This window comes from Ensifer sp. GW101-20A05 (assembly GCF_059424735.1).
In genome coordinates this window covers 320,750-341,902 of sequence record NZ_JBWKZT010000006.1, presented here as the reverse complement: position 1 = coordinate 341,902, position 21,153 = coordinate 320,750, and the positions used below count along the sequence as shown (strand labels likewise).

Below are 21,153 nucleotides of genomic sequence, written 5' to 3'. Positions count from 1 at the left end.
CAAAACCAGCAGGAGCGTGAAGCGGTTTTGCGTCCGCAACTGCGTGAAACAAAGAGAGAGCTAGATATGACGGTACATTTCATCGGCGCCGGCCCGGGGGCTGCGGATCTGATCACGGTGCGCGGCCGCGACCTGATCGGACGTTGCCCGGTCTGCCTCTATGCCGGCTCGATCGTTTCGCCGGACCTCCTGCAGTATTGCCCGCCGGGTGCGCGCATCGTCGATACCGCGCCGATGTCGCTGGACGAAATCGAGGCGGAATACTTGAAGGCGGCTGCCGACGGTCTCGACGTGGCGCGGCTTCATTCTGGCGACCTCTCGGTCTGGAGTGCGGTGGCCGAGCAGATCCGCCGGCTGGAGAAGCACGGCATCGCCTACACGATGACGCCGGGCGTGCCATCTTTTGCGGCGGCGGCCGCAGCGCTTGGGCGCGAATTGACCATTCCGGCGGTGGCTCAAAGCTTGGTGCTGACCCGCGTCTCCGGTCGCGCCTCGCCGATGCCGAACAGTGAGACGCTCGCCGCCTTCGGCGCCACCGGCGCGACGCTGGCGATCCATCTCGCCATCCACGCGCTCCAGCAGGTGGTCGAGGAACTGACGCCGCTTTATGGCGCCGATTGCCCTGTTGCCATCGTCGTTAAAGCCTCCTGGCCGGACGAGCGGGTGGTGCGTGGCACGCTCGGGGACATCGCCGCCAAGGTGGCGGAAGAGCCGATCGAGCGCACCGCGCTGATCTTCGTCGGCCCGGGGCTCGAAGCCTCCGATTTCCGCGAGAGTTCGCTCTACGATCCCGCCTATCAGCGACGGTTCAGGGGCCGCGGCGAATAGGCCGGGTCGCTTCAGGTCCCTGTCGCCGGCTTTCCCTGTCGTTGCGCAGGCTGAAACCTACTCTGCCGGTTCTTCGCGCGGCGGACGCTGCTTGAGCGGCACGCCGTGTTTTTCTTCCACGCGGTCGCGATAGAGTGCGGCCTGCCCGAGCAGCATCAGCGTCATCGGTGTGGTGACGAGAACGAAGACGATGATCAGGATTTCGTGGAACACCCAGCGGCTCTGCAGCACGGCGAAGCAGATGATCGAGGCTGTGCAGATCAGCAGCACGCCGCCGCTGGTTGCCAGCGTCGGCGCATGCAGCCGCTCGTAAAAGCTGGTAAACCGCAGCAGGCCGACCGAGCCGATCAGCGCTATGGCAGCGCCCAGAACCGTGAGCCCGCAGACCAGAATGGCCGCCCAGACGGGAAGGTCGGTGACATGGCTCATTCGATAATCTCCCCGCGCATCAGGAACTTGCCGAAGGCGATCGACGAAACGAAACCGATCAGTGCGACGATCAACGCCGATTCGAAATAGATCGAGTTTGCCGTGCGGATGCCGAAGGTGAGCAGCATCAGCATGGCGTTGATGTAGAGCGTGTCGAGGCCGAGGATGCGATCCTGCGCGCGTGGTCCCCTGACCATGCGGTAGAAGGCGAACGCCATCGCCAGGCCGAGCATGATCTGGGCAATCAGGATCGACCAGATGATCGTGAGTTCCATCATCCGAATATCTCCTTCAAGGCGGCCTCGTAGCGCTTGACCGTATCGATCCAAACGCGCTCGTTCTCCATGTCGAGCACATGGAAGAGCAGGGATTTGCGCAGGCGATCGTATTCGAGCCAGGCCGTTCCCGGCGTCGCCGTCATGACGCAGGCGAGCAGCGCCAGGGCATTTTCGTCATCGAGATCGATATCGACGGTCAGGAAGCCGGAATTCGGCGGTCTGCGTCGGCCCCTTAGAATGACGGCAGCGACGGCCAGGTTGGATCGGATGATGTCGAGCGCAATGGTAAAGCCGAAACGCAGCATCAGCAGGACCCGCCGCGGGTGCGAACGGGCGAGGCCGAGCTTGAGCGTCACCCAGCCGAGACCGGTGGCAAGCACGGAACCCATGAGGATCGTGCCGGGGGCGACCGACTGATTGAGCAGCAGCCAGATGGCGAGCAAACCGGCCGAAAGAAGCGGGTAGGGAAACCAGGTGCGCATCGGCTATTGCCCTTCCGCCCGAGGTGCGGTGAGTACGCGTTCTGCATAGCCTGCCGGGTTCAGAAGCGAGTCCGCCGTCGCCTGCATGTAGCGCATCGTCGGGCCGGCCTGCACGCTGAGGTATATGCAGGTGGCGAGCAACACGACGACGGGTGTGATCTCGATGACGACCACCCGCGGCACGGTGTTTTCAATCGACGCCCAGAAGGTGCGGATGCCGACGCGGTTCATGGCGATCATCGCCGCGAGACCGGAGACGATCAAGAGGGTGACATAGGTCCAGTCGGCTGCGGAAATCGCCGGAGCGGCTTCGGCTCCCGACAGGCCGAAAAGACCGCCGAGGATCGCGAATTTGGCGACGAAGCCGGAAAGCGGCGGCAGGCCGGCAAGCAGCAGGGCGCAAAGGCAGAAGCAGAGGCCGAGGATCGCCATGGTGCCGGGGATCGCGGCGCCGACCACTTCTTCCTCCTCGTCCTCGTCGGCATCGCCGTAGGCTTCCATCGTCACCGCCAGAACGTCGGCGCCGGCGTCGCGGCCACGCTCGACCAGTTCGATCAAGAGGAAGAAGGCGGAGATCGTCAGTGTCGAACTGACGAGATAGAACAGCGCGCCGGCAATCATGCTCGGATGGCCGAGGCCGATTGCCGCGAGCAGGGTGCCGGAAGAAACCAGCACCGAATAGGCGGCCAGACGGCCCATGGCCTGGGAGGCCAGCACGCCGATCGCGCCGAAGGCGATTGTCAGCAGGCCACCCAGAAGCAGGATCGGTTGGCCGAAGCCCGCCGAGGCGCCGGCGCTGGCGCCGAAGACCAACAGCGAAAGCCTGAGGATGACATAAATGCCGACCTTGGTCAGGATCGCGAAGACGGCGGCGACCGGCGGTGTCGCGGCCGAATAGGCTGTCGGCAGCCAGAAGCTCAACGGCCACATGCCGGCCTTCACCAGGAAGGCGACACCGAGCACGCCCGCTCCGACCTCAACCATCTGGCGGTCATCCGGCGAGAGCGTCGCCAGTTTCATCGAGAGATCGGCCATGTTGAGCGTGCCGGTCGCGCCATAGATCAGGCTGACGCCGATCAGGAAGAGCGATGAGGCAGCGAGGTTGATAGCAACGTAATGCAGGCCCGCCTTGACGCGGAGCGGCCCGGAGCCGTGCAGCAGCAGGCCGTAGGATGCCGCCAGCATCATCTCGAAGAAGACGAAGAGGTTGAAGAGGTCGCCGGTCAGGAACGAGCCGTTGAGACCGGCGATCAGCAGCTGGACCAGCGAATGGAAGTGGTGGCCGGCCGTGTGCCAGCGCGCGATCGAATAGGCCTGGGCGGCAAGCGCCAGTCCGCTCGTCAGGCACAGCATCAGCGCCGACAGGCGGTCGAGCACCAGCACGATCCCGAAGGGCGCCGGCCAGTTGCCGAGTTGATAGACGCCGCTGCCGGCGGGGGCGCCGTCTATCGAGGCGATGCGCATCAGCACCATCGAGAGGATGAAAAGCGCGAGCGTCGAGACGAAGCCCATCACGCCCTTCACCATACGGTTGCGCTCGTCGATCGGGATCATCGCGGCACCGACCATCAGCGGCAGCAGGATCGGCAGAATCAGCAGGTGGTGCACCCAGTTAGTCATGGCGCTGCTCCCGGCCGTCGACGTGGTCGGTGCCCGTGAAGCCGCGCGAGGCGAGCAGCACGACGAGGAAGAGCGCGGTCATCGCGAAGCCGATGACGATCGCGGTCAGCACGAGCGCCTGCGGCACCGGATCGGTATAGCGGCTGAGGTCGCCGACGCCGCCGGGTTCCAGCACCGGCGGCGCGTTCACGCGAAGGCGCCCCATGCCGAAGATGAAGAGGTTGACCGCATAGGAAAGCAGCGAGAGGCCGATGATCACCTGATAGGTCCGCGGACGCAGCAGCAGGTAGACGCCCGATGCGGTCAGCACACCGATCGCGACAGAGAGGATGATCTCCATTAGCGGGCCTCCTTTCCGGTCCGCGTGGCGCGGGCATGGGCACGCGGCGCACGGATCGACTGGTGGGCAAGGGCGATGAGGATCAGTACCGTTGCGCCGAGCACCAGCGAGAAGACGCCGAGATCGAAGAACAGCGCGCTGGCGAGCGGGAACTTCCCGACGATCGGCAGCGTGACGTATTGCGCATGCGAGGTGAGGAACGGATAACCGAAGAGCCAGGAGCCGATGCCGGTGGTCGCGGCGACCAGCAGACCGATGCTCATCCAGCGCAGCGGATGGATGCGCAGCCGTTCCTCGACCCAGCGGGTGCCGCCGGACATGTATTGCAGGATAAAGCCGATGGACATGGCGATGCCGGCCGCAAAGCCACCGCCCGGCAGGTCATGGCCGCGCAGGAACAGATAGGCGGCGAGCATGCCGATGACCGGGAACATCCAGCGCATGATCACAGAAGGCACGAACAGATACTCGGCGACGCTGTCGCCCTTGTTGCGATCCGGGTGGTCGTCGTCGAAGGCGTTCTGGACGCGCTGCTGTTCCGGTGCCTCCAGGCTGTCGGCCTGCGGGCGGAAGCGCAGGAGCAGAGCGAAGACCGTGAGCGCCACGATCGCCAGAACGGCGATTTCGCCGAGCGTGTCGAAGCCGCGGAAGTCGACGAGGATGACGTTGACGACGTTGGTGCCGCCGCCCTCCTTGTAGGCGCGCTCAAGGAAGTAGCTGGCGATCGTCTCGGGCATGGGCCGGGTCATCATCGTATAGGCGATGAGCGCCACGCCGCCGCCGGCGGCGATCGCCAGCAGGAAGTCGCGCAGACGGCGGAAGCGGACCCGCAATGACAGCAGCTCCGATTCCTGCGTATCCTCGATACGCTTCGGCAGCCAGCGAAGACCGAGCAGGATGAGGACCGTCGTGACGATCTCGACGAGCAGCTGAGTCACGGCAAGGTCCGGCGCCGAAAGCCAGACGAAGGTCAGGCAGGTGGTGAGACCGGCGCCGCCAAGCAGCACGAGTGCGGCGAGCCGGTGGAATTTTGCCAGCAGCGCCGCGCCGATCGCGCAGGCGATGCCGACCGCCCAAAGCAGCGCGAAGGCCGGATCGATGCTGCGAACGAGAAGCGGCGGCAGCTCGTATTTGCTTAGAAGCAGCGGCAGCGCACCGGCGGCGACGGCGATGAAGACGAGGAAGCGCATCTGCGGCTGCAGCCGCCGGGTGCCGAGCCGTTGTTCGAGCGAACGTGCCCATTTCCAGGAGAGCGTCACGAGCACGCGCTCGAAGATGCGCTGGCCGTGCAGCAGGCGGAAGATCGGCGGCCCCTCGATGCTGGTCGCAAGATAATTGCGCATCAGGAAATAGAGGCCGACGCCGCCCGCCAGCGCCACGAAGCTCATGATTAGCGGCAGGTTCCAGCCATGCCAGACGGAGAGGCTGTAGTATGGCGTGCTGGCGCCCAGGATCGATACGACCGCCGTGTGCAGGAACGGACCGATGGTGATCGCCGGAATGATGCCGACGACCAGGCAGGCGAGCACCAGGAATTCGATCGGCACGCGCATCCAGCGCGGCGGCTCGTGCGGCACCTTTGGCAGATCCTCCGGCGTCTTGCCGAAGAAGACGCTATGGATGAAACGCAGCGAATAGGTGACCGCGAACATGCCGGCGAGCGTCGCGATATAGGGCGTCATCGTGTCGAGGATGTTGGCCTGGTGTGTCTCGATCGCCTCGGCGAAGAACATTTCCTTCGAGATGAAACCGTTCAGAAGCGGAACACCAGCCATGGCAGCGCTCGCGACCATGGCGAGCACCGCCGTTCCCGGCATGTAGCGGATCAGCCCGCCGAGCTTGCGCATGTCGCGCGTTCCGGTCTCGTGGTCGATGATGCCAGCCGCCATGAACAGCGACGCCTTGAAGGTGGCGTGGTTGACGATGTGGAAGACCGCGGCGACCGCTGCAAGCGGGCTGCCGAGGCTCAACAGCACCGTGATCAGGCCGAGATGGCTGATGGTGGAATAGGCCAGCAGGCCTTTGAGGTCCTGCTGGAAGATGGCGAAATAGGCGCCGAGCAGCAGGGTGGAGAGCCCGGCAAGGCCGACGATCCAGAACCAGGCCTCGGTACCGGCCATCACCGGCCACAGACGCACGAGCAGGAAGACGCCTGCCTTCACCATGGTTGCGGAGTGCAGGTAGGCGGAGACCGGGGTCGGTGCCGACATCGCGTGCGGCAGCCAGAAGTGGAACGGGAACTGCGCGCTTTTCGTCAATGCGCCGAGCAGGACCAGGATCAGGACAGGCATATAGAGCGGCGAGTTGCGGATCAGATCGCCCGACGCCAGCACGACGTCGAGGTCGTAGCTGCCGACGATGCGGCCCATCAGCAGGAGGCCGACGAGCATGCAGAGGCCGCCCGTGCCGGTCACGGTCAACGCCATGCGGGCGCCGTCGCGGGCATGGGCATTGTGGTGCCAGTAGCCGATCAGGAGGAACGAAACGATGCTCGTCAGTTCCCAGAAGACCGCAAGCAGGATGAGATTGCCTGAAAGCACGACGCCGAGCATCGAGCCCATGAAGGCAAGAAACAGCGCCAGGAAGCGCGGCACCGGGTCTTCCGCGGCCATGTAGTAGCGGGCGTAAAGCACGACGAGCACGCCGATCGCCGTCACCAGCACCGTAAAGAGCCAGGCGAAGCCGTCCATCCGGAGCGTGAAATTGAGGCCGAGTTCAGGGAGCCAAGCGATGTCGTAGCGCAGCACGCCGCCCGAGGTGACGAAGGGATAGAGGCTGGCGGCGACGAGGAAACACAGGAGCGCGATCGTTCCTGCGAACCAGGCTGTCGCACCGCGTTGATCGGGCGGAAAGAAGATTGCAAGGAGGCTTCCCGCAAATGGGGCGAGAATGAAGACAGAAAGCAATTTTCCCGCGTATTCGATCGTACCGTTCCCTTCGTTCGGGTTTCATGGAGAGCGGGCACCAGAGCGCCGTGCTTTCAAAAGAATGCACAGGGGACGCACCAGGATGTTGAATCTAGAGCATCTTTTCCGCTTCAGTGGGTTGCCCTTGAAGCGGGACGCCCTAGAGGCCCGAAAGGGCGGTCGCATCAGCGACTGCCGCAGGTGATGCCGCCGATCCCAAGATCGTGGAGGCAGGCAATTGTTTTTATGGCGATTCGCGGCAAAGCTGCCAAGCCTTACCGGTGCGAAAAATGCACGCACCGTGTTTTTTGCAGCAGGCCGGCGTGCTTCTCAGGCCGCAAGCCAGCGGCGCTCGAAGGCGAAGGTCGCGAGGTCGTTGGCGTTCATCGGCCGCGCGAAGGCATAACCCTGCAGCCCGTGGCAGCCGAGTTCCTTCAGGATATGGGCGTGTTCCAGCGTCTCGACGCCTTCGGCGATTACTTCGATGCCGAGCGACGTGCCGATATCGATGATCGATTCGACGAGGCGCTTTTCGGCGGGCGAGTCGAGGATCGGCAGGACGAGCTGGCGGTCGATCTTCAGCCGCCGCGGGGTCAGCTTCAGAAGGCTCAGGATCGAGGCATAGCCGGTGCCGAAATCGTCGATCTCGATGTCGATGCCGAGTTCCTTGATTCGGCGGATGTTGGAAAGCACGGTCACGTCGCTCTCGTCAAAGGAGATCGATTCCAGGAGTTCGAAGGACAGGCGGCCCGCCGGAATTTGCAATTGTTCGAGGCGATCGATCAGGTTTTCGTCGTGAAGACGTGCATAGGACAGATTGACCGAGACCTTGGGAATATGGATGCCGCCCGCCTCCCAGCGGTAGATCTGGAATAGCGCCTGTTCCAGGATTGCCTGGTCGATCGACGCGACCACGTTAATGTCTTCCGCCGTCTTCAGGAAGGTATGCGGGCCGAGCAGTCCCTTGGACGGGTGATCCCAGCGCGCCAGTGCCTCGACACCTGTTATGTCGAGGGATCGCGGGCAGAACTGCGGCTGGAAATGGGCGATGAACTCGTTGTGCTCCAGCCCGCGAAGGATCTCGTCGGCCGTCTGCTTGGTCTTGAAAACGGCCGTCTTCAGCTCACCGGTAAAGGTCTCGTGCCGGTTGCGGCCGCGGCGCTTGGCTTCGTAGAGCGCAATATCGGCATTGACCAGCACGTGCGACAGATCATCCGTTGCCTTGGCCTGAGCAGCAATGCCGATGCTGACGCCGATGCGGCACTCCTGGTCCTTGTAGCGGACGGGCACGCTCATCGCCTCGATGATGCGGGATGCGAGTGCGGCGTCCGGTTCCATCCCGCCATCCTGGCGAACGATGACGAACTCATCGCCGCCGATGCGAGCGACGAAGTCCCTGGCATCCGCATTGCCCCGGAGCAGCTCGGCGGCATGGCGCAGGATCTCGTCGCCGGCGGCGTGGCCGAGCGTATCGTTGATCTGCTTGAACCGGTCGAGGTCCATGTGGAATATGCTGAGCCGGGCCTCCGGTGCGAAATGCCTGTTGCGCTCGGCCAGGACCTGATCGAGGAACCGGCGGTTCGGCAGGCCGGTCAGCGGATCGTGCAGCGCATTGAATTCCATGCGATGGCGCGCCGCCTCGAGCTCGACGCTGTGTGCCTCGGCCATGCGCTTGGCTTCGAACAGGGTTTCGCGGGTCTCGAAGTCGGCGGTGACGTCCCAGTTAACCCCGACGACCTTCCGCATGCCATCGGCGCCGATATAGGCGGAGCCGATCGCGCGAATGTGACGCAAACTGCCGTCTGGGAGGCAGATGCGGAAGTCCGAGTTGTAGGCGTCGCCCGTCTCGAGCGCTTCTACGAACTCGGCCTCGGCGCGCTGGAGATCGTCGGAATAAAGGGCGCTCCTCCAGTCCTCATAGGTCTCGCGGGTAGAGCCGGCGCGACCGTAGAGTTCGCGCATCCGGTCGTCCCAAAGCAGCTTGCCGCTCGCAATATCCAGCTCCCAAATGCCGATCTGCGACGAGTCCAGCGCGATCTTGAGGCGATGGGAGAGTTCCTGCAGCTGCGCCTTGCTGTGCCTCAGCGCGCGGATGTTCATCTGCCGCTCGCTCATCAGGCGACCGGTCAGCACCATCGGCAGGATGATCATCAGGCCGCCGAGAACGATCAATCCGCGGATGAACCAGGCATTGCCGGCCGTCGTCGGCCAGCCGCCCCTGGGAACGGCTGCAATGCGCCAGGAGCCGCCGGGCAACAGCACGGTCATCCCGACCGGCGAATGCTTGAAGATCGCGGGGTCGCCAAAGAAGACCTGCCCGTCCGCGCCGGTGCCGTCGCGCCCGGCTATTGCGATATCTATGCCGGGCTGTTCGGAAAGGAGGCCGCTGTCACGATAGAGGCGGTCGATGTCGATGATGGCGGAGACGATGCCCCAGAAGCGATTGCTGCCGCCGCCGGCGTCGATCATTACCGGGAAGCGGCCGATCAGCCCACGTCCGCCCTGGACGAGATCCACCGGGCCGGCAAGCACCATCTGCCTGGTGTCCTTGACACGCATGACGGCAGCGCGCTGCAACTCGTTCTTGCGGTAATCGAGCCCCAGCGCCTTCTCATTTCCTTTGAGCGGGTAGACGAGCGAGACGACGAGGTTCGGCGCGGCAGCGATGCTGCGCAGTTGCGAGCGTTCGGTAAAGATGCTGCGCGAAAGGGCGGCGAAGCGCTTCTGATCCATGCCCGGCTCGGTGACGAGCGTGCCGATCAAGCCGCGCACGAGCTGGATATTGCCGTTGACGTTGGCTTCGAGCTTGGAGCGGATGGGATTGAGCTCTTCGGCTACCCGTGCGCGCAACCGCGCCTCGGCTACCACCTGGTTCTGATTGTCCGCCAGGATGCCGGCCACCAGGACCACGAAAGCCGCGATGACCGCCGGAAGGTAGCTTGGCGTTAAAACCCTGGAGAGCCTCTTCATTCCGAGGTTGAAAGCATGTCTGGCAGGCACAAATCACCCCGGCGGCACGCGAATGGCTGTGTATCGACCCGGATAATCCCAAAAGGGTCTTAATAATTCTTGTTTTAGCCAGCTCTTTTATTCGAGGTTTCGCACTCAACCGCCCTTGCGCTCGGGTAGCTTCTTGCGCTTGGTCTCGGCGAGTTCCTTGAGCTCGCCTTCCGTCATGGATTTTTCCATCTCGCGGGACGCGCCCTTGAGGCTGGACTTCTTGGTCTCTCCGCGTTTCGCGACCAGGGCCGCACCGGCTGCCTTCTGCTGAGCCTTCGATTTGGCTGGCATGGAACACCGCCTTTCGGTTGATAGCCCCTCCCAACGCTCAGCTGTCGCCGGTGTTCCGAGATTTTCGGATGAATAGCGCGATGCTACGCGCCTTCCCGGGCCTCGATCATGGCTTGCAGCGTCTCCAGGCGATCGGCATCGCGTGGCAGCTTGTCCTGTCTCAGGCGGGCAATGCGGGGGAAGCGCATGGCCACGCCGGATTTGTGCCGGGTCGAGCGGTTGATGCCTTCGAAGGCCACCTCGACGACGAAACCGAAATCGGGTTCGGCCCTGACGGCACGGACGGGCCCGAAACGGTCGGTCGTGTTGTCCCTGACGAACCGGTCGAGAAGCTCCAGCTCGGCGTCGGTGAAGCCGAAATAGGCCTTGCCGACCGGTACGAGCGTTTCCTTCCCGTCGATGACAGTCCAGACGCCGAAGGTGTAATCGGAATAGTAGCTCGAGCGCTTGCCGTGGCCGCGCTGTGCATACATCAGCACCGCATCGATATTGAAGGGCGCACGCTTCCACTTGAACCAGGGACCTTTGACACGGCCGGGCGTATAGGGCGAATCGAGCCGTTTCAACATGATGCCTTCGATGACTGGATCGGGCGGGTCGGCGCGCAGCCGGTCGAGCTCGTCCCAGGAGGAGAACGGCACCAGCGGCGAGAGGTCGAAGTGTTGTGGCGCAGCACTTTCCACAAGATCGGCAAGCATTGCCCGTCGTGTGACGAAGCCTTGCGGGCGAACGTCCTCCTCGCCTGAAAAGAGAATGTCATAGGCGCGGATGAAGGCCGGGTAGGCCTCGATGAGCTTGTGGCTGACAGTCTTGCGGTTCAGGCGCTGTTGCAGGTCGGCGAAGCTTCGGGTTGCGCGATTGGTGCGCGCCGTGCCGCCGACGAGCAGTTCGCCGTCGATGACGCCGGTGAAGTCCGCGGCCTCCAGCACATCGGGAAAGGCGCCGGAAATTTCGTCGCCGCTGCGGGAGTAAAGACGTTTGACGCCGCCGATATTGGCAAGCTGTACGCGGATCCCATCCCACTTCCATTCGGCCGCGAAATCCCTGGGGTCGAGCGCGTCGAGATCGCCCTCAGCGACGGGATTGGCGAGCATGACCGAGTGGAAGACCGCCGGCGTCGAAAGCTCGGGCTTATCCGCCTCGCCCAAGAGCCAGCGGAAGAGCGGCAGATAGGGCGGCGACAGGCCGTGCCAGAGCGTTTCAATCTCGGCGACATCCTTGCCGCCCATGTCGGCAAGCGCCTGCTTGGCGAGCTTCGCCGATACACCGATGCGCAGACCTCCGGTCACCAGTTTGAGGAAGGCGAAGCGCGCCGAGGTGTCCAGGTGGTCGAGCATGTCGCGCACGACGCTGCGCACGTCGGCGCGCCCGGTCATCTGCAGGCGCTCGATGGCGGCACCCAGCGGGATGTCCGATTGAACCGTACCAACCGGGGGTTCCCAGACGAGCGACACCGTTTCGGCGAGGTCGCCGACATAGTCGTAGGAGTACTGGAAGAGCACCGCGTCCATGCGTTCGAGGAGCAGGTCCCGGATCATCGCCGGCTTGACCGTGTTCAGCGACAGCGTACCGGCGATCGCCGCGAGCGCGTAGCCGCGGCTCGGATCCGGCGCGGTCCGGAAGTAATCGGCAAGCAGGCGGATCTTGGCGTTGCGCTGCGGGCTCAGAACGAGACGGTCGAGCAGCTCGGCAAAGGCGTGCATCCGTCACTCTCCCTCGTCGTCGTAGCCGACGAGATGCAGCGGGCGGGCGGCGATGCCTTGCAGCTCGCACCAGCGCACCAGTGCTTCTTCGCGGCCGTGCGTGACCCAGACTTCGCCGGGAGCGATCTCGGTGATCGTCTGCGTGAGCTCGGCCCAATCGCAATGGTCGGAGATGACGAGCGGCAGTTCGACGCCGCGCTGTTTCGCTCTTTGGCGGATCAGCATCCAGCCGGAGGCGAAGATGGCGATCGGGTCGGCAAAGCGCCGCGACCAGCGGTCGGCGAAGGCGGCGGGCGGACCGATCACGATGGTCCCTCTGAAATCCTGCTTTTCGTCGGCGGAAAGTGTTGCCGGACGGAGTTCGCCGAGATCGATGCCCTGGCTCTGGTAGTAGTCGCACAGCCGTTGCAGGGCGCCGTGAATGAAAATCGGCTGGTGATAGCCCTGTTCGCGCAGGAGCGCGAGGACGCGCTGAGCCTTGCCGAGCGCATAGGCGCCGACCACGTGGGTCCGTTCGGGAAACTGGGTAAGCGAGGTGAGCAGCTTGCGCGTCTCGGCCCGGTCGTCCGGGTGGTGGAAGACCGGCAGACCGAAGGTGGCCTCGGTGATGAACACGTCGCAGGCAACCGGTTCGAAACCCGTGCAGGTCGGATCCCGCCGCCGTTTGTAGTCGCCGGAGACGACGATGCGGATACCGTTGGCACGCACCGAGATCTGCGCCGAGCCGAGCACGTGGCCGGCGGGATGGAAGCCCACCTCGACACCGTTCAGCGTCAGCCTTTCCCCGAGTTCGACCGCCTGGCTCGTGCCGCAGAAGCCGTCGCCGTAGCGAATGCGCATGATGTCGAGGGTCTCGCGGGTGGCGAGCACCTGGCCGTGGCCGGCGCGGGCATGGTCGGAATGGCCATGGGTAATGAGCGCCCTTTCGACCGGCTGCACCGGGTCGATGTAGAAATCGCCAATCTGGCAGTAGAGACCCTTGGGGGCGGGATAGAGCAGGGCGTCCGGTTTCATGGACATAAAGATAGCCGGCGAACGCGCGTCCGCCAGCCATCTTGTTCAAGTTTTTCAAGGCACAACATCGGTCGCGCCTCGATCGGGTTCAGCCGTTCAAGACAAGCGTGTCGCTGATCAGCTTCAGCGTGCGGGCCGCATCGATGTCGATGCAGGCCTTCTGGCTTGGCAGATTGTCCCACGGGCTCGGCGGGAAGAGCCTGTTGTCGGGGCTCTGGATCGTCTGGCCGTCGGCAATGCCGCCGCAGACGACACGGATCGATCCGCTTCTGACGGTGAAGAGATCGGGCGCCACGACATAGGCGCAGGCGCAGCTGTCATGCACGACCATGCCATCGGGAACATGCTGCTCGTAGAAGGTGACGTAGAACTTCGAGATGTCAGCAAGCAGCTTGCCGGCCTCGCCGCCGCGCTCGGCTATGTCGGCGATCATCGCCTTGGTCATCACGGTCTGGGTGGTGACGTCGAGGCCGACGACGGTGACCGGCCACGCGGCCGTCATCACCACGTCAGCGGCTTCCGGGTCGCCGTGGATATTGGCTTCGGCAGCGGGTGTGATGTTGCCGTTGACGTCGAAGGCGCCGCCCATGATGACGACTTCGCGCACGAGTGCGGCAAAATCCGGATCCTCGCGCAGCGCCAGCGCCAGATTGGTCATGCGGCCGACGGCGATCAGCGTCACTTCGCCCGGATGGGCGCGGACCGTATCGATGATGAAGCGGTGCGCCGGGCGCGGGTCGATCGGCAGATCGACAGTCTCCGGGACATCGATGTTGCCGAGGCCGTCGTCGCCGTGGATGAAGGTCGGCCAGCCGACATGCGGACGGTCGGGGTTGAAGGTCTTGTCGAGGCCCTTGGCAACCGGTGCATCGATGCCCCATTGCTGCTTCAGGAACAGCGCATTGCGGGTGGTGGTTTCGACCGAGGCATTGCCGAAGACAGTGGTGATGCCGATCAGGTCGATGGCCGGATGACGATGCAGGAAAAGCAGCGCCATCGCATCGTCGATGCCCGGGTCCGTATCAAAGATGACTTTGTGCATTGCATTCTTCTTTTCTTGTTCTTGTGTTTGACGGCCCGCAATGGAGGCAAGATGGCTGTGAAAGTCAATCTCCCTCGCGGGCGCCTGGGCCGAGACTGAGCGCCTTCCTGGCCGGTTTCCGGGGGGAACATCGCTGCACCGGCAGGCATGGCAGTCTCCTTCGCAGCAGCTTAAACTTTCCGAAAGGGTGGCGCGCCTAATGTTGAGGCGCGCCCTTTCGGGCTTTTCTGCAATTCCTGGATATGACGGCGGAGTCACCCTCGTGAAGGCTATCCTCGGCAAGTTTCGGCCATCGAAGAGACTGCTCGTCATCCTCGTGGCCGCCTTCGGCGTTTCGGCCGCATCCGGCGGGGCCGCCGTCTATGTCAGCCGGGACGCACTGATGGCGGGGCTTTCCAAGCCGAATACCTCGGGTCTCGAATGCACGATGCTGCGGACCCTCAAGCTCAGTCATAACGGCCAGCGCTGGATCCGCATGCACGTCAAGACCGATCGCGCCGATGGCGAAACGCGCATGCGCACGGCCCTGCGTGTGGTCGGCGCGCTGGCGAAGGCTGAAAGTGCCGATCTCTATCAGGTCGTCGTGCTCGACGCGGCCGGCCCGGAGGATCGGGCGCAGGTTCGCGGAGCCGCAATCGGGGCGGAAGTGCTTTTCGCTCCCGGCCCGCAGAGCGTGCCTGGAATGAGCGAAACGTTCCGCGCTTCCTATAATGCCGGCACGGCGAATTCTGCCGGCGTCTTTCATGGCAAGACGGTCGATCTGTCGATGGATGATATCCGCACGATGATGGCAGCGATGGACGACCACTCGTCGTGCATCGATCCGTCCGCGGATCCGGCCGAAGCCAAGACCGCCGACGCGGGCGGTGCCGAACACGAGGCCAAGCCGGAGGAGACGGCCGAGGCGCCGGCCGGTCACTGAGACCACGCTGCGTCCGAGACGTCGGATCATCATCAGAAAATAAAAAGGCCCGACGCGGGTGCGGCGGGCCTTCGTGTTCATGGCAATGCGACCTTGATCAATCAGCCTTCTGGCGGCGTGCCGGGAAGAGGATGACGTCGCGGATCGACGGCGCATTGGTCAGAAGCATGATCAGGCGGTCGACGCCGATGCCGAGGCCACCGGCCGGCGGCATGCCCTGGTCGATGGCATCGAGGAACTCGTCGTCGAGCTGCTTGGCCTTTTCGCCGCGAGCATGCGCCTGTTCGAGCTGCTCGACCATGCGGGCGCGCTGCTCTTCCGGGTCGTTGAGTTCCGAGAAGGCGTTGCCGAGTTCCCAGGCGTTGCAATAGGTCTCGAAACGTTCGACGAGGCGCGGCTCGCCCGGCACTTCCTTGGCAAACGGCGAGATGTCCTTCGGGAAATGCGTGACGTGGGCCGGCTGGATCAGCGTTCCTTCAACCTTTTCTTCGAAGATGAAGGCGAGGCACTCGCCCCAGGTCCAGTCCTTCTCGACTTCGAAGCCGGCAGCCTTGGCAGCAGTGCGGGCTTCTTCGTCGGTCTTCATCGCTAGGAAGTCGATGCCTGTCGCTTCCTTGACGGCGTCCGGCATCGGCACGCGGCGGAACGGACCCTTGAAGGAGATTTCCTTGTCGCCATAGGCAAATTCGGTCGAGCCGTGGATCGCCATCGCCAGCTCGGCGAACAGCCGCTCGACGAGGTCCATGATGTCCTCGTAGTCGGCATAGGCCCAGTAGCACTCCATCATGGTGAATTCCGGATTGTGCCGGGTGGAGACGCCTTCGTTGCGGAAGTTGCGGTTGATCTCGAAGACCTTGTCGGTGAGGCCCGAAACCAGCGTGCGCTTGAGGTACAGTTCCGGCGCGATGCGCAGGAACATGTCGAGCTTCAGCGTGTTGTGATGCGTCTTGAACGGCTCGGCGGTGGCGCCGCCGTAGACCGAATGCAGCATCGGCGTTTCGACTTCCATGAAGCCGTCGTTTTCCATGAAGCGGCGGATGCCGGAAACGATGCGGCTGCGTTGCTGGAAGCGCAGCTTCGATTCCTCGTTGGTCATGATGTCGAGGTGACGCTTGCGGTAGCGAATTTCGATGTCGGAGAGGCCGTGCCACTTCTCGGGCATCGGCAGCAGCGACTTCGTCAGCATGGTGATCGCCTGGGCGTTGATCGTCAGCTCGCCGCGCTTGGTACGGCGCACGACGCCGGTGACGCCGATGATGTCGCCGATGTCGATCATCGGCAGCAGGCCACGGGCCTCTTCGCTCGTCACGTCCTTGTGGCTGAAGATCTGGATCTTGCCGGAGGCGTCATGGATGTCCATGAACATGCCCGAGTTGCGCGAGGAATAGACGCGGCCGGCAACGGTGACGACGTCCTGCGTCTCGGTGTCCGGTTCCAGGCCTTCGTATTTCGCGGTGAGTTCGGCATTGCTCATCGTCCGGTGGAAATGCGCCGGATAGACGTCGCCGATCTGTTCGCGCAGCAGCTTCAGCTTCTGTGCGCGGACTTCAGTTGCGTCGGAGGAGAGGCCAGTGGTCTCGGTCTTGTCGTTCATCGTGCTCTCCTTACTTTCCGCTGCCGACCATGGAGGCGACCACCTGGGCGGCAACCTTCAGGCGCTGGCGTACCACGGCGCGGCCCAGGATTTCCATGCTGTCGAACAGCGGCAACGAGCGCTGAGAGCCGGAAACCGCCACAAAGAGCGGCGCCACGATGACCTTCAGCTTCTTGCCCATGCGCTCGGCGACCGCACGCAGTTCCGCTTCGATCGACTCCTTGTTCCATTCGAGGATCTTTTCGAGATCCGGCTGAACGGTGTTGAGGACCTCGAGCAGTTCTTCGGGCGTCGACTTGACGCCGGCGAAGGCGGCCGGCTGCAAGCCGAGATCGGACTTGAACAGGAAGCTTGCGAGATCCGGCAGTTCGCCGAGCTTCGAGATGCGCGACTGGCTGAGCTTCAGGCCCTGCTTCAGGCGGTCGTTTTCCATCGCCCAGGCAAGCACACGGGCAGCGAACTCGTCTTCCGAGAGCTTCTCGCGGATCCAGCGCGCGTTCAGCCAGTCGAGCTTCTGGATGTCGAAGATCGCGCCGGCCTTGGACAGGTTTTCCGGATCGAACTTTGCCGCGAGCTCATCGATCGTCAGCAGTTCCTCGCCTTCGGCGATCTGGATGAAGAACAGGCCGAGGAAGTTCATCAGCGCTTCCGGCAGATAGCCGAGGGCTGTGTAGTAGGAGATCGACGTCGGGTTCTTGCGCTTCGACAGCTTCGACTTGTCGGCATTGCGCATCAGCGACAGGTGCATGAACTTCGGCGGCTCGAGGCCGAGATACTGGTAGATCAGGATGTGCTTCGGCACGGAAGCCAGCCACTCCTCGCCGCGGGCGACGTGGGTGATCTTCATCAGATGGTCGTCGACGACGTTTGCCATGTGGTAGGTCGGCATGCCGTCGGCCTTCAAGAGCACCTGCATGTCAACGGCATCCCACGGGATTTCGACATCGCCATAGACGCCGTCGTTAAACTTGCACGAGCCCTCGGTCGGGATCTTCATGCGCACGACATGCGGCTCGCCGGCGGCAACGCGCGACGTCACTTCTTCGGCCGTAAGGTTGAGGCAAAGGCCGTCATACTTCGACGGCTTGCCGGCGGCGCGCTGGCTCTCGCGCATCTGCTCGAGCCGCTCGGGCGTGCAGAAGCAGCGGAAGCCGTGACCGTTCTCGACGATCTTCTCGACGTAAGGGCGATACATGTCCTTGCGGTCGCTCTGGCGATAGGGGCCATAGGGACCACCGACATCAGGACCTTCAGACCATTCGAGCCCGCACCATTTCAGCGCGTCCAGCACCTTCTGTTCGAACTCCGGCGTCGAGCGGGTCGCATCGGTGTCTTCGATGCGCAGGATGAACTCGCCGCCGTGCTTCTTCGCAAAGAGGTAGTTGAACAGAGCGATATAGGCCGTGCCGACATGCGGCTCGCCGGTGGGGGAGGGTGCGATGCGTACCCGGACTGCTGAATTTGCCATGGTCTTTTTGCCCGTCTGACGTGCTTTTCGCCCCTTGCCGGAAAAGAAATCCGACCGCCGGGGCGCGCATTTTATGGGAAGGAAAGGCCCGCAAGGGTGCCGCAACAGCGGTATCGGCAGGCTATTCCAGTCGGCTCGCGTGAGACCATAGAACACCGATCATGTCAACGGAAAGTGGACCACGTCGGTTTTTGTTGACACTGCCGGCCCTGGACGATAATGAACCGAAAGGTTATTTAACTGAAAGGTTTTTTAGAAAATGCCGGAAGATCGCTTGTCGACGACGCTCTCCGCCCTGGCCGACCCAACGCGAAGGGCGATCCTTGCCCGTCTCGCCCTCGGAGAGGCCTCGGTCGGCGAACTGGCGGAGCCCTTCGCAATGAGCCTGCCGGCAGTGTCCAAGCATCTCAAGGTTCTCGAGCGCGCCGGGCTGATCAGCCGCGGCCGCGAAGCGCAATGGCGCCCGTGCCGGCTCGAGGCCGCGCCGCTGAAGGACGTCAACAGCTGGCTCGACAGTTACCGCCGCTTCTGGGAGCAGAAGTTCGATCGTCTCGACACCTATTTGCAGGAACTCCAGCACATCGATCCGGACGCCGGAAAGAACTGATCGTCATTCCATCTTCCGTGTCCGGCCGTTCTGCTGTAAGCAGGACGCGTCGAAAAAGGCAGGACCGGATATGGTAAGCCCGGTCCCTTCGGTTTTCTAACGAAGCTCTGCTCGAACGTCCCGTTCGAACCCACGACGTGGTTCCGATGCAATCGCATCGGTCCGCGGCGGGGTATGCATATCGACGCAGTCCGCCGCGTTTCTCGAACACGGAGACTGTGAACATGCGACTGAATCATATCGACCTCTATAGCCCCGTCGTTGCCGAAACGGCTTCCTTCCTCATCGACCATTTCGGCCTGACGCTGGTCGAAAAGCGCGGCAAGGACGCGTTCTATCGCTTGACGGATAGTTTCGGCCTCGTGCTCGTCGTCAGCCCGCCGATCACGGCGCTTGGCGGCGGCGACCAGGTGAACCTCGGTGCCCAGACCTACCACATCGGCTTCCTGCTGCCGGCGCGGGCCGAGGTCGACGACGCCTACCGGCGGGTGCGTGGATCCGGCGTCGAGGTGATCGCACCGGAGGACCGGCACGGCGCCTACGTCTTCTATGTGGTCATTCCCGGCAACATTCTGGTCGAAGTCGGTCATCGCGCAGACGTCTGAACCGGACCGGAGGTCAGCGGAACGTTTCCTCGGGAGAGGCGTTGTCCAACCAGAAGGCGTGGAGCCGGGCTACCGGCATGGCTCAGCGAAAGAGGAGGAGCGTTCCTGCTTTTCGCTGAAGGCTCGCGGTTGACGGCCGGTCGGTTCGGCTTCGCGCCTTCGTGAACTCCCGCAAACAAGAAGGCCCGCATCGGCGATGCGGGCCTTTTCGTGATGAGGCCGTCGTGGGGGCAGCTCGTCAGTTGAGTTTGCCAGCCTTCCGGAGCCGCGCATTGCGCGCGACCATGTTGAGGATTTCGACAAGGGCCGAGAAAGCCATGGCGGCGTAGATGTAACCCTTCGGCACATGCAGGCCCATGCCTTCGGCAATCAGCGTCGTGCCGATCATCAAGAGGAAGGCGAGCGCCAGCATGACGATCGTCGGGTTCTTCTCGATGAAGTTGGCGAGCGGATTGGCGGCGACGAGCATAACGGTCACGGCGGCAATCACGGCGATGACCATGATCGGCAGGTGCGGCGTCATGCCAACGGCGGTGATGATGCTGTCGACGGAGAAGACAAGGTCGAGCAACAGGATCTGAGCGATCGCAGCGCCGAAGCTGTTGATCGCCGAAGACGCGATGAAGTCCTCGCCATGATCGGCCGGATCGACATTGTGGTGGATTTCCTTGGTCGCCTTCCAGACGAGGAACAGGCCACCGGCAATCAGGATCATGTCCTTCCAGGAGAAGCCGTGGCCGAAGGCCTCGAACACCGGCGTCGTCAGCTTGACGATCCAGGCAACGGTGCCGAGCAGGGCAAGGCGCATGACGAGGGCGAGGCCGATGCCGATGCGGCGGGCCCTTTCGCGATGCTCCAGTGGTAGCTTGTTGGTGAGGATCGAGATGAAGATCAGGTTGTCGATGCCGAGAACCACCTCCATGACCACAAGCGTGACGAGGGCGACCCAGGCGGCGGGGTCTTGGGCAAGCAACAGGATATCCTGCATCGGCGATCTTCCTTTGTGGGTGGCGCGTCGTCGCGCAAGAATCGCCGAAAGTATTTAAGAAACATCGCGAAGGTGACAAGCGCCGCCGCTATTTGCGGCGGCGCTTTACCGTTTACGATCTGATCGGAATCCACAGTTCGACGACGCCCATGCCCGAATGTGGGTCGAAGCGCTCGTCGTAGCGTTCGATGAGATCAGGCGTTTCGCCGTGCTGAAGTCCGGACTCGGGCAACCAGGTGCCGAAGACATGGTCCGCGGTCTTGGCGATCGCGGAGATGTGGCCGCGGTGCAGGAAGACGGCATAACGCTGCTTCGGCAGCTTCAGCGTCGAAAAGCCCTCCGGCAGGTCGTCGGTTTCGCTGACTTCTGCGGCTGCCATGTAGCGGAAGGTTCCGGCCTCGCCATTGCTTTGGGTGCAGACGCCGTAGGCGATGTCGCCCTTCTGGCCGGCTATGTTGCCGAAGTGGCGGTTGAACCGCTGCCAGAGCGAAGGGATGCCCTCGGTGCGGCTGTAGGCATAGGTTTCCGCTAGGCCCGCCAGAAGCAGGGGCGGGCTGTCTTCGAAGCGCGGCGGGTCGATCTTGAGAAGGCGGGTATCGTCCATTCTTAAAGGCTCCATCAGTTCGATGTTTCGAACGTGCCTTTGCTTGCGCACCGTCTCGGGCGTCACGCCGAACTGGTCGCGAAAGGCGCGGGTGAAAGCCTCGTGCGAGTTGTAGCCCGCTTCGAGGGCTACCGAAAGAATGCTGAGGGAACCATCGGCCAGGGCGTAAGCGGCATCGCTGAGGCGCCGGCCGCGAATATAGGCGCTGATCGAACGGCCCGTGACCAGCCCGAAAACGCGCGAGAGATGGAAGCGCGAGAGGCCAGCGGCCCCGGCGATCTCATCCAGCGATATGTCCCTTGCGAAATGGCTCTCGATGAACCAGACCGCGCGTCCGATGGCACTCATCATCACTCCTTTGGCAGCGCCCTGGTGATAGGGTCTTGCCGGAAGGCGCGCTTGATCGCAATTGCTGGATTGTAACGCCGGAGG

General features: G+C 63.2%; 19 protein-coding genes. 4 read left to right on the top strand and 15 right to left on the bottom strand.

Features of this window, described 5'->3' with window-relative positions:
* Nucleotides 1–66: 66 nt before the first annotated feature.
* On the top strand, nucleotides 67–828 hold the full coding sequence (cobM, locus tag AC070A_RS18070; protein ID WP_058326882.1) for a precorrin-4 C(11)-methyltransferase: 762 nt from the start codon (nucleotides 67–69) through the stop codon (nucleotides 826–828).
* A gap of 57 nt (nucleotides 829–885) precedes the next feature.
* On the opposite strand, the gene mnhG is transcribed toward cobM, so the two are convergent.
* The 11 genes from mnhG to AC070A_RS18015 form a co-directional block, all read right to left on the bottom strand.
* Entirely contained in the window at nucleotides 886–1,257 is a 372-nt protein-coding gene (gene mnhG, locus AC070A_RS18065; protein WP_058326881.1) for a monovalent cation/H(+) antiporter subunit G, read from the bottom strand.
* On the bottom strand, nucleotides 1,254–1,535 hold the full coding sequence (locus AC070A_RS18060) for a K+/H+ antiporter subunit F (protein WP_057254530.1): 282 nt from the start codon (nucleotides 1,533–1,535) through the stop codon (nucleotides 1,254–1,256). The genes mnhG and AC070A_RS18060 overlap by 4 nt, the downstream gene beginning before the upstream one ends.
* On the bottom strand, nucleotides 1,532–2,017 hold the full coding sequence (locus AC070A_RS18055) for a Na+/H+ antiporter subunit E (protein WP_057254531.1): 486 nt from the start codon (nucleotides 2,015–2,017) through the stop codon (nucleotides 1,532–1,534). Before AC070A_RS18055 ends, AC070A_RS18060 begins: the two co-directional genes overlap by 4 nt.
* Nucleotides 2,018–2,020: 3 nt before the next feature.
* The gene (locus tag AC070A_RS18050; RefSeq protein WP_112995948.1) at nucleotides 2,021–3,637 is read right to left on the bottom strand and encodes a monovalent cation/H+ antiporter subunit D; all 1,617 of its coding nucleotides are present in this window, start codon (nucleotides 3,635–3,637) and stop codon (nucleotides 2,021–2,023) included.
* Complete coding sequence (locus AC070A_RS18045) at nucleotides 3,630–3,977, bottom strand: Na+/H+ antiporter subunit C (protein WP_057254533.1); 348 nt, start codon at nucleotides 3,975–3,977, stop codon at nucleotides 3,630–3,632. The genes AC070A_RS18050 and AC070A_RS18045 overlap by 8 nt, the downstream gene beginning before the upstream one ends.
* A complete protein-coding gene (locus AC070A_RS18040; RefSeq protein WP_162728101.1) occupies nucleotides 3,977–6,883 on the bottom strand; it encodes a monovalent cation/H+ antiporter subunit A in 2,907 nt (968 codons plus the stop codon). Before AC070A_RS18040 ends, AC070A_RS18045 begins: the two co-directional genes overlap by 1 nt.
* A 330-nt stretch (nucleotides 6,884–7,213) precedes the next feature.
* Nucleotides 7,214–9,853 (bottom strand): bifunctional diguanylate cyclase/phosphodiesterase, encoded by a 2,640-nt coding sequence (locus AC070A_RS18035; RefSeq protein WP_112995947.1) that lies wholly within the window; start codon nucleotides 9,851–9,853, stop codon nucleotides 7,214–7,216.
* Between the two features lie 135 nt (nucleotides 9,854–9,988).
* The gene (locus tag AC070A_RS18030; protein ID WP_112995946.1) at nucleotides 9,989–10,174 is read right to left on the bottom strand and encodes a DUF3008 family protein; all 186 of its coding nucleotides are present in this window, start codon (nucleotides 10,172–10,174) and stop codon (nucleotides 9,989–9,991) included.
* Nucleotides 10,175–10,257: 83 nt separating this feature from the next.
* A complete protein-coding gene (locus AC070A_RS18025) occupies nucleotides 10,258–11,877 on the bottom strand; it encodes a cisplatin damage response ATP-dependent DNA ligase (protein WP_112995945.1) in 1,620 nt (539 codons plus the stop codon).
* 3 nt (nucleotides 11,878–11,880) lie between these two features.
* Nucleotides 11,881–12,891 (bottom strand): ligase-associated DNA damage response exonuclease, encoded by a 1,011-nt coding sequence (locus AC070A_RS18020; RefSeq protein ID WP_112995983.1) that lies wholly within the window; start codon nucleotides 12,889–12,891, stop codon nucleotides 11,881–11,883.
* Nucleotides 12,892–12,979: 88 nt separating this feature from the next.
* On the bottom strand, nucleotides 12,980–13,933 hold the full coding sequence (locus AC070A_RS18015) for a nucleoside hydrolase (protein WP_112995944.1): 954 nt from the start codon (nucleotides 13,931–13,933) through the stop codon (nucleotides 12,980–12,982).
* Nucleotides 13,934–14,195: 262 nt separating this feature from the next.
* On the opposite strand from AC070A_RS18015, the gene AC070A_RS18010 reads away from it, so the two are divergent.
* A complete protein-coding gene (locus tag AC070A_RS18010) occupies nucleotides 14,196–14,855 on the top strand; it encodes a hypothetical protein (protein WP_112995981.1) in 660 nt (219 codons plus the stop codon).
* Nucleotides 14,856–14,952: 97 nt separating this feature from the next.
* Here AC070A_RS18010 and lysS read toward each other — a convergent pair whose 3' ends face one another.
* Both lysS and gltX read right to left on the bottom strand, forming a co-directional pair.
* On the bottom strand, nucleotides 14,953–16,449 hold the full coding sequence (gene lysS / locus AC070A_RS18005) for a lysine--tRNA ligase (protein WP_110880641.1): 1,497 nt from the start codon (nucleotides 16,447–16,449) through the stop codon (nucleotides 14,953–14,955).
* Between the two features lie 10 nt (nucleotides 16,450–16,459).
* Nucleotides 16,460–17,917, bottom strand: a complete 1,458-nt coding sequence (gene gltX, locus AC070A_RS18000) for a glutamate--tRNA ligase (protein WP_065375436.1) — start codon at nucleotides 17,915–17,917, stop codon at nucleotides 16,460–16,462.
* 259 nt (nucleotides 17,918–18,176) lie between these two features.
* Here gltX and AC070A_RS17995 point away from each other — a divergent pair, with 259 nt between their 5' ends.
* Complete coding sequence (locus AC070A_RS17995; protein WP_057254541.1) at nucleotides 18,177–18,524, top strand: ArsR/SmtB family transcription factor; 348 nt, start codon at nucleotides 18,177–18,179, stop codon at nucleotides 18,522–18,524.
* Between the two features lie 224 nt (nucleotides 18,525–18,748).
* Nucleotides 18,749–19,129: a VOC family protein gene (locus AC070A_RS17990; protein WP_112995943.1), complete on the top strand. Its 381-nt coding sequence runs from the start codon at nucleotides 18,749–18,751 to the stop codon at nucleotides 19,127–19,129.
* Between the two features lie 238 nt (nucleotides 19,130–19,367).
* Here the strand turns inward: AC070A_RS17990 and AC070A_RS17985 are convergent, their stop codons facing one another.
* Together AC070A_RS17985 and AC070A_RS17980 are read right to left on the bottom strand one after the other, a co-directional pair.
* Nucleotides 19,368–20,117, bottom strand: a complete 750-nt coding sequence (locus AC070A_RS17985) for a TerC family protein (RefSeq protein WP_110880638.1) — start codon at nucleotides 20,115–20,117, stop codon at nucleotides 19,368–19,370.
* 112 nt (nucleotides 20,118–20,229) lie between these two features.
* Nucleotides 20,230–21,069 carry an AraC family transcriptional regulator gene (locus tag AC070A_RS17980; RefSeq protein ID WP_058325329.1) on the bottom strand — a complete coding sequence of 280 codons (840 nt, stop codon included), beginning with the start codon at nucleotides 21,067–21,069 and terminating at the stop codon, nucleotides 20,230–20,232.
* Nucleotides 21,070–21,153 lie beyond the last annotated feature (84 nt).

What these genes read in the sequence shown, in the direction of transcription:
- cobM (WP_058326882.1), top strand. Translation starts at nt 67, where the DNA reads ATGACGGTACATTTCATCGGCGCCGGCCCGGGGGCTGCGGATCTGATC.
- mnhG (WP_058326881.1), bottom strand. Translation starts at nt 1,257, where the DNA reads ATGAGCCATGTCACCGACCTTCCCGTCTGGGCGGCCATTCTGGTCTGC.
- AC070A_RS18060 (WP_057254530.1), bottom strand. Translation starts at nt 1,535, where the DNA reads ATGATGGAACTCACGATCATCTGGTCGATCCTGATTGCCCAGATCATG.
- AC070A_RS18055 (WP_057254531.1), bottom strand. Translation starts at nt 2,017, where the DNA reads ATGCGCACCTGGTTTCCCTACCCGCTTCTTTCGGCCGGTTTGCTCGCC.
- AC070A_RS18050 (WP_112995948.1), bottom strand. Translation starts at nt 3,637, where the DNA reads ATGACTAACTGGGTGCACCACCTGCTGATTCTGCCGATCCTGCTGCCG.
- AC070A_RS18045 (WP_057254533.1), bottom strand. Translation starts at nt 3,977, where the DNA reads ATGGAGATCATCCTCTCTGTCGCGATCGGTGTGCTGACCGCATCGGGC.
- AC070A_RS18035 (WP_112995947.1), bottom strand. Translation starts at nt 9,853, where the DNA reads ATGAAGAGGCTCTCCAGGGTTTTAACGCCAAGCTACCTTCCGGCGGTC.
- AC070A_RS18030 (WP_112995946.1), bottom strand. Translation starts at nt 10,174, where the DNA reads ATGCCAGCCAAATCGAAGGCTCAGCAGAAGGCAGCCGGTGCGGCCCTG.
- AC070A_RS18025 (WP_112995945.1), bottom strand. Translation starts at nt 11,877, where the DNA reads ATGCACGCCTTTGCCGAGCTGCTCGACCGTCTCGTTCTGAGCCCGCAG.
- AC070A_RS18020 (WP_112995983.1), bottom strand. Translation starts at nt 12,891, where the DNA reads ATGAAACCGGACGCCCTGCTCTATCCCGCCCCCAAGGGTCTCTACTGC.
- AC070A_RS18015 (WP_112995944.1), bottom strand. Translation starts at nt 13,933, where the DNA reads ATGCACAAAGTCATCTTTGATACGGACCCGGGCATCGACGATGCGATG.
- lysS (WP_110880641.1), bottom strand. Translation starts at nt 16,449, where the DNA reads ATGAACGACAAGACCGAGACCACTGGCCTCTCCTCCGACGCAACTGAA.
- gltX (WP_065375436.1), bottom strand. Translation starts at nt 17,917, where the DNA reads ATGGCAAATTCAGCAGTCCGGGTACGCATCGCACCCTCCCCCACCGGC.
- AC070A_RS17995 (WP_057254541.1), top strand. Translation starts at nt 18,177, where the DNA reads ATGCCGGAAGATCGCTTGTCGACGACGCTCTCCGCCCTGGCCGACCCA.
- AC070A_RS17990 (WP_112995943.1), top strand. Translation starts at nt 18,749, where the DNA reads ATGCGACTGAATCATATCGACCTCTATAGCCCCGTCGTTGCCGAAACG.
- AC070A_RS17985 (WP_110880638.1), bottom strand. Translation starts at nt 20,117, where the DNA reads ATGCAGGATATCCTGTTGCTTGCCCAAGACCCCGCCGCCTGGGTCGCC.
- AC070A_RS17980 (WP_058325329.1), bottom strand. Translation starts at nt 21,069, where the DNA reads ATGAGTGCCATCGGACGCGCGGTCTGGTTCATCGAGAGCCATTTCGCA.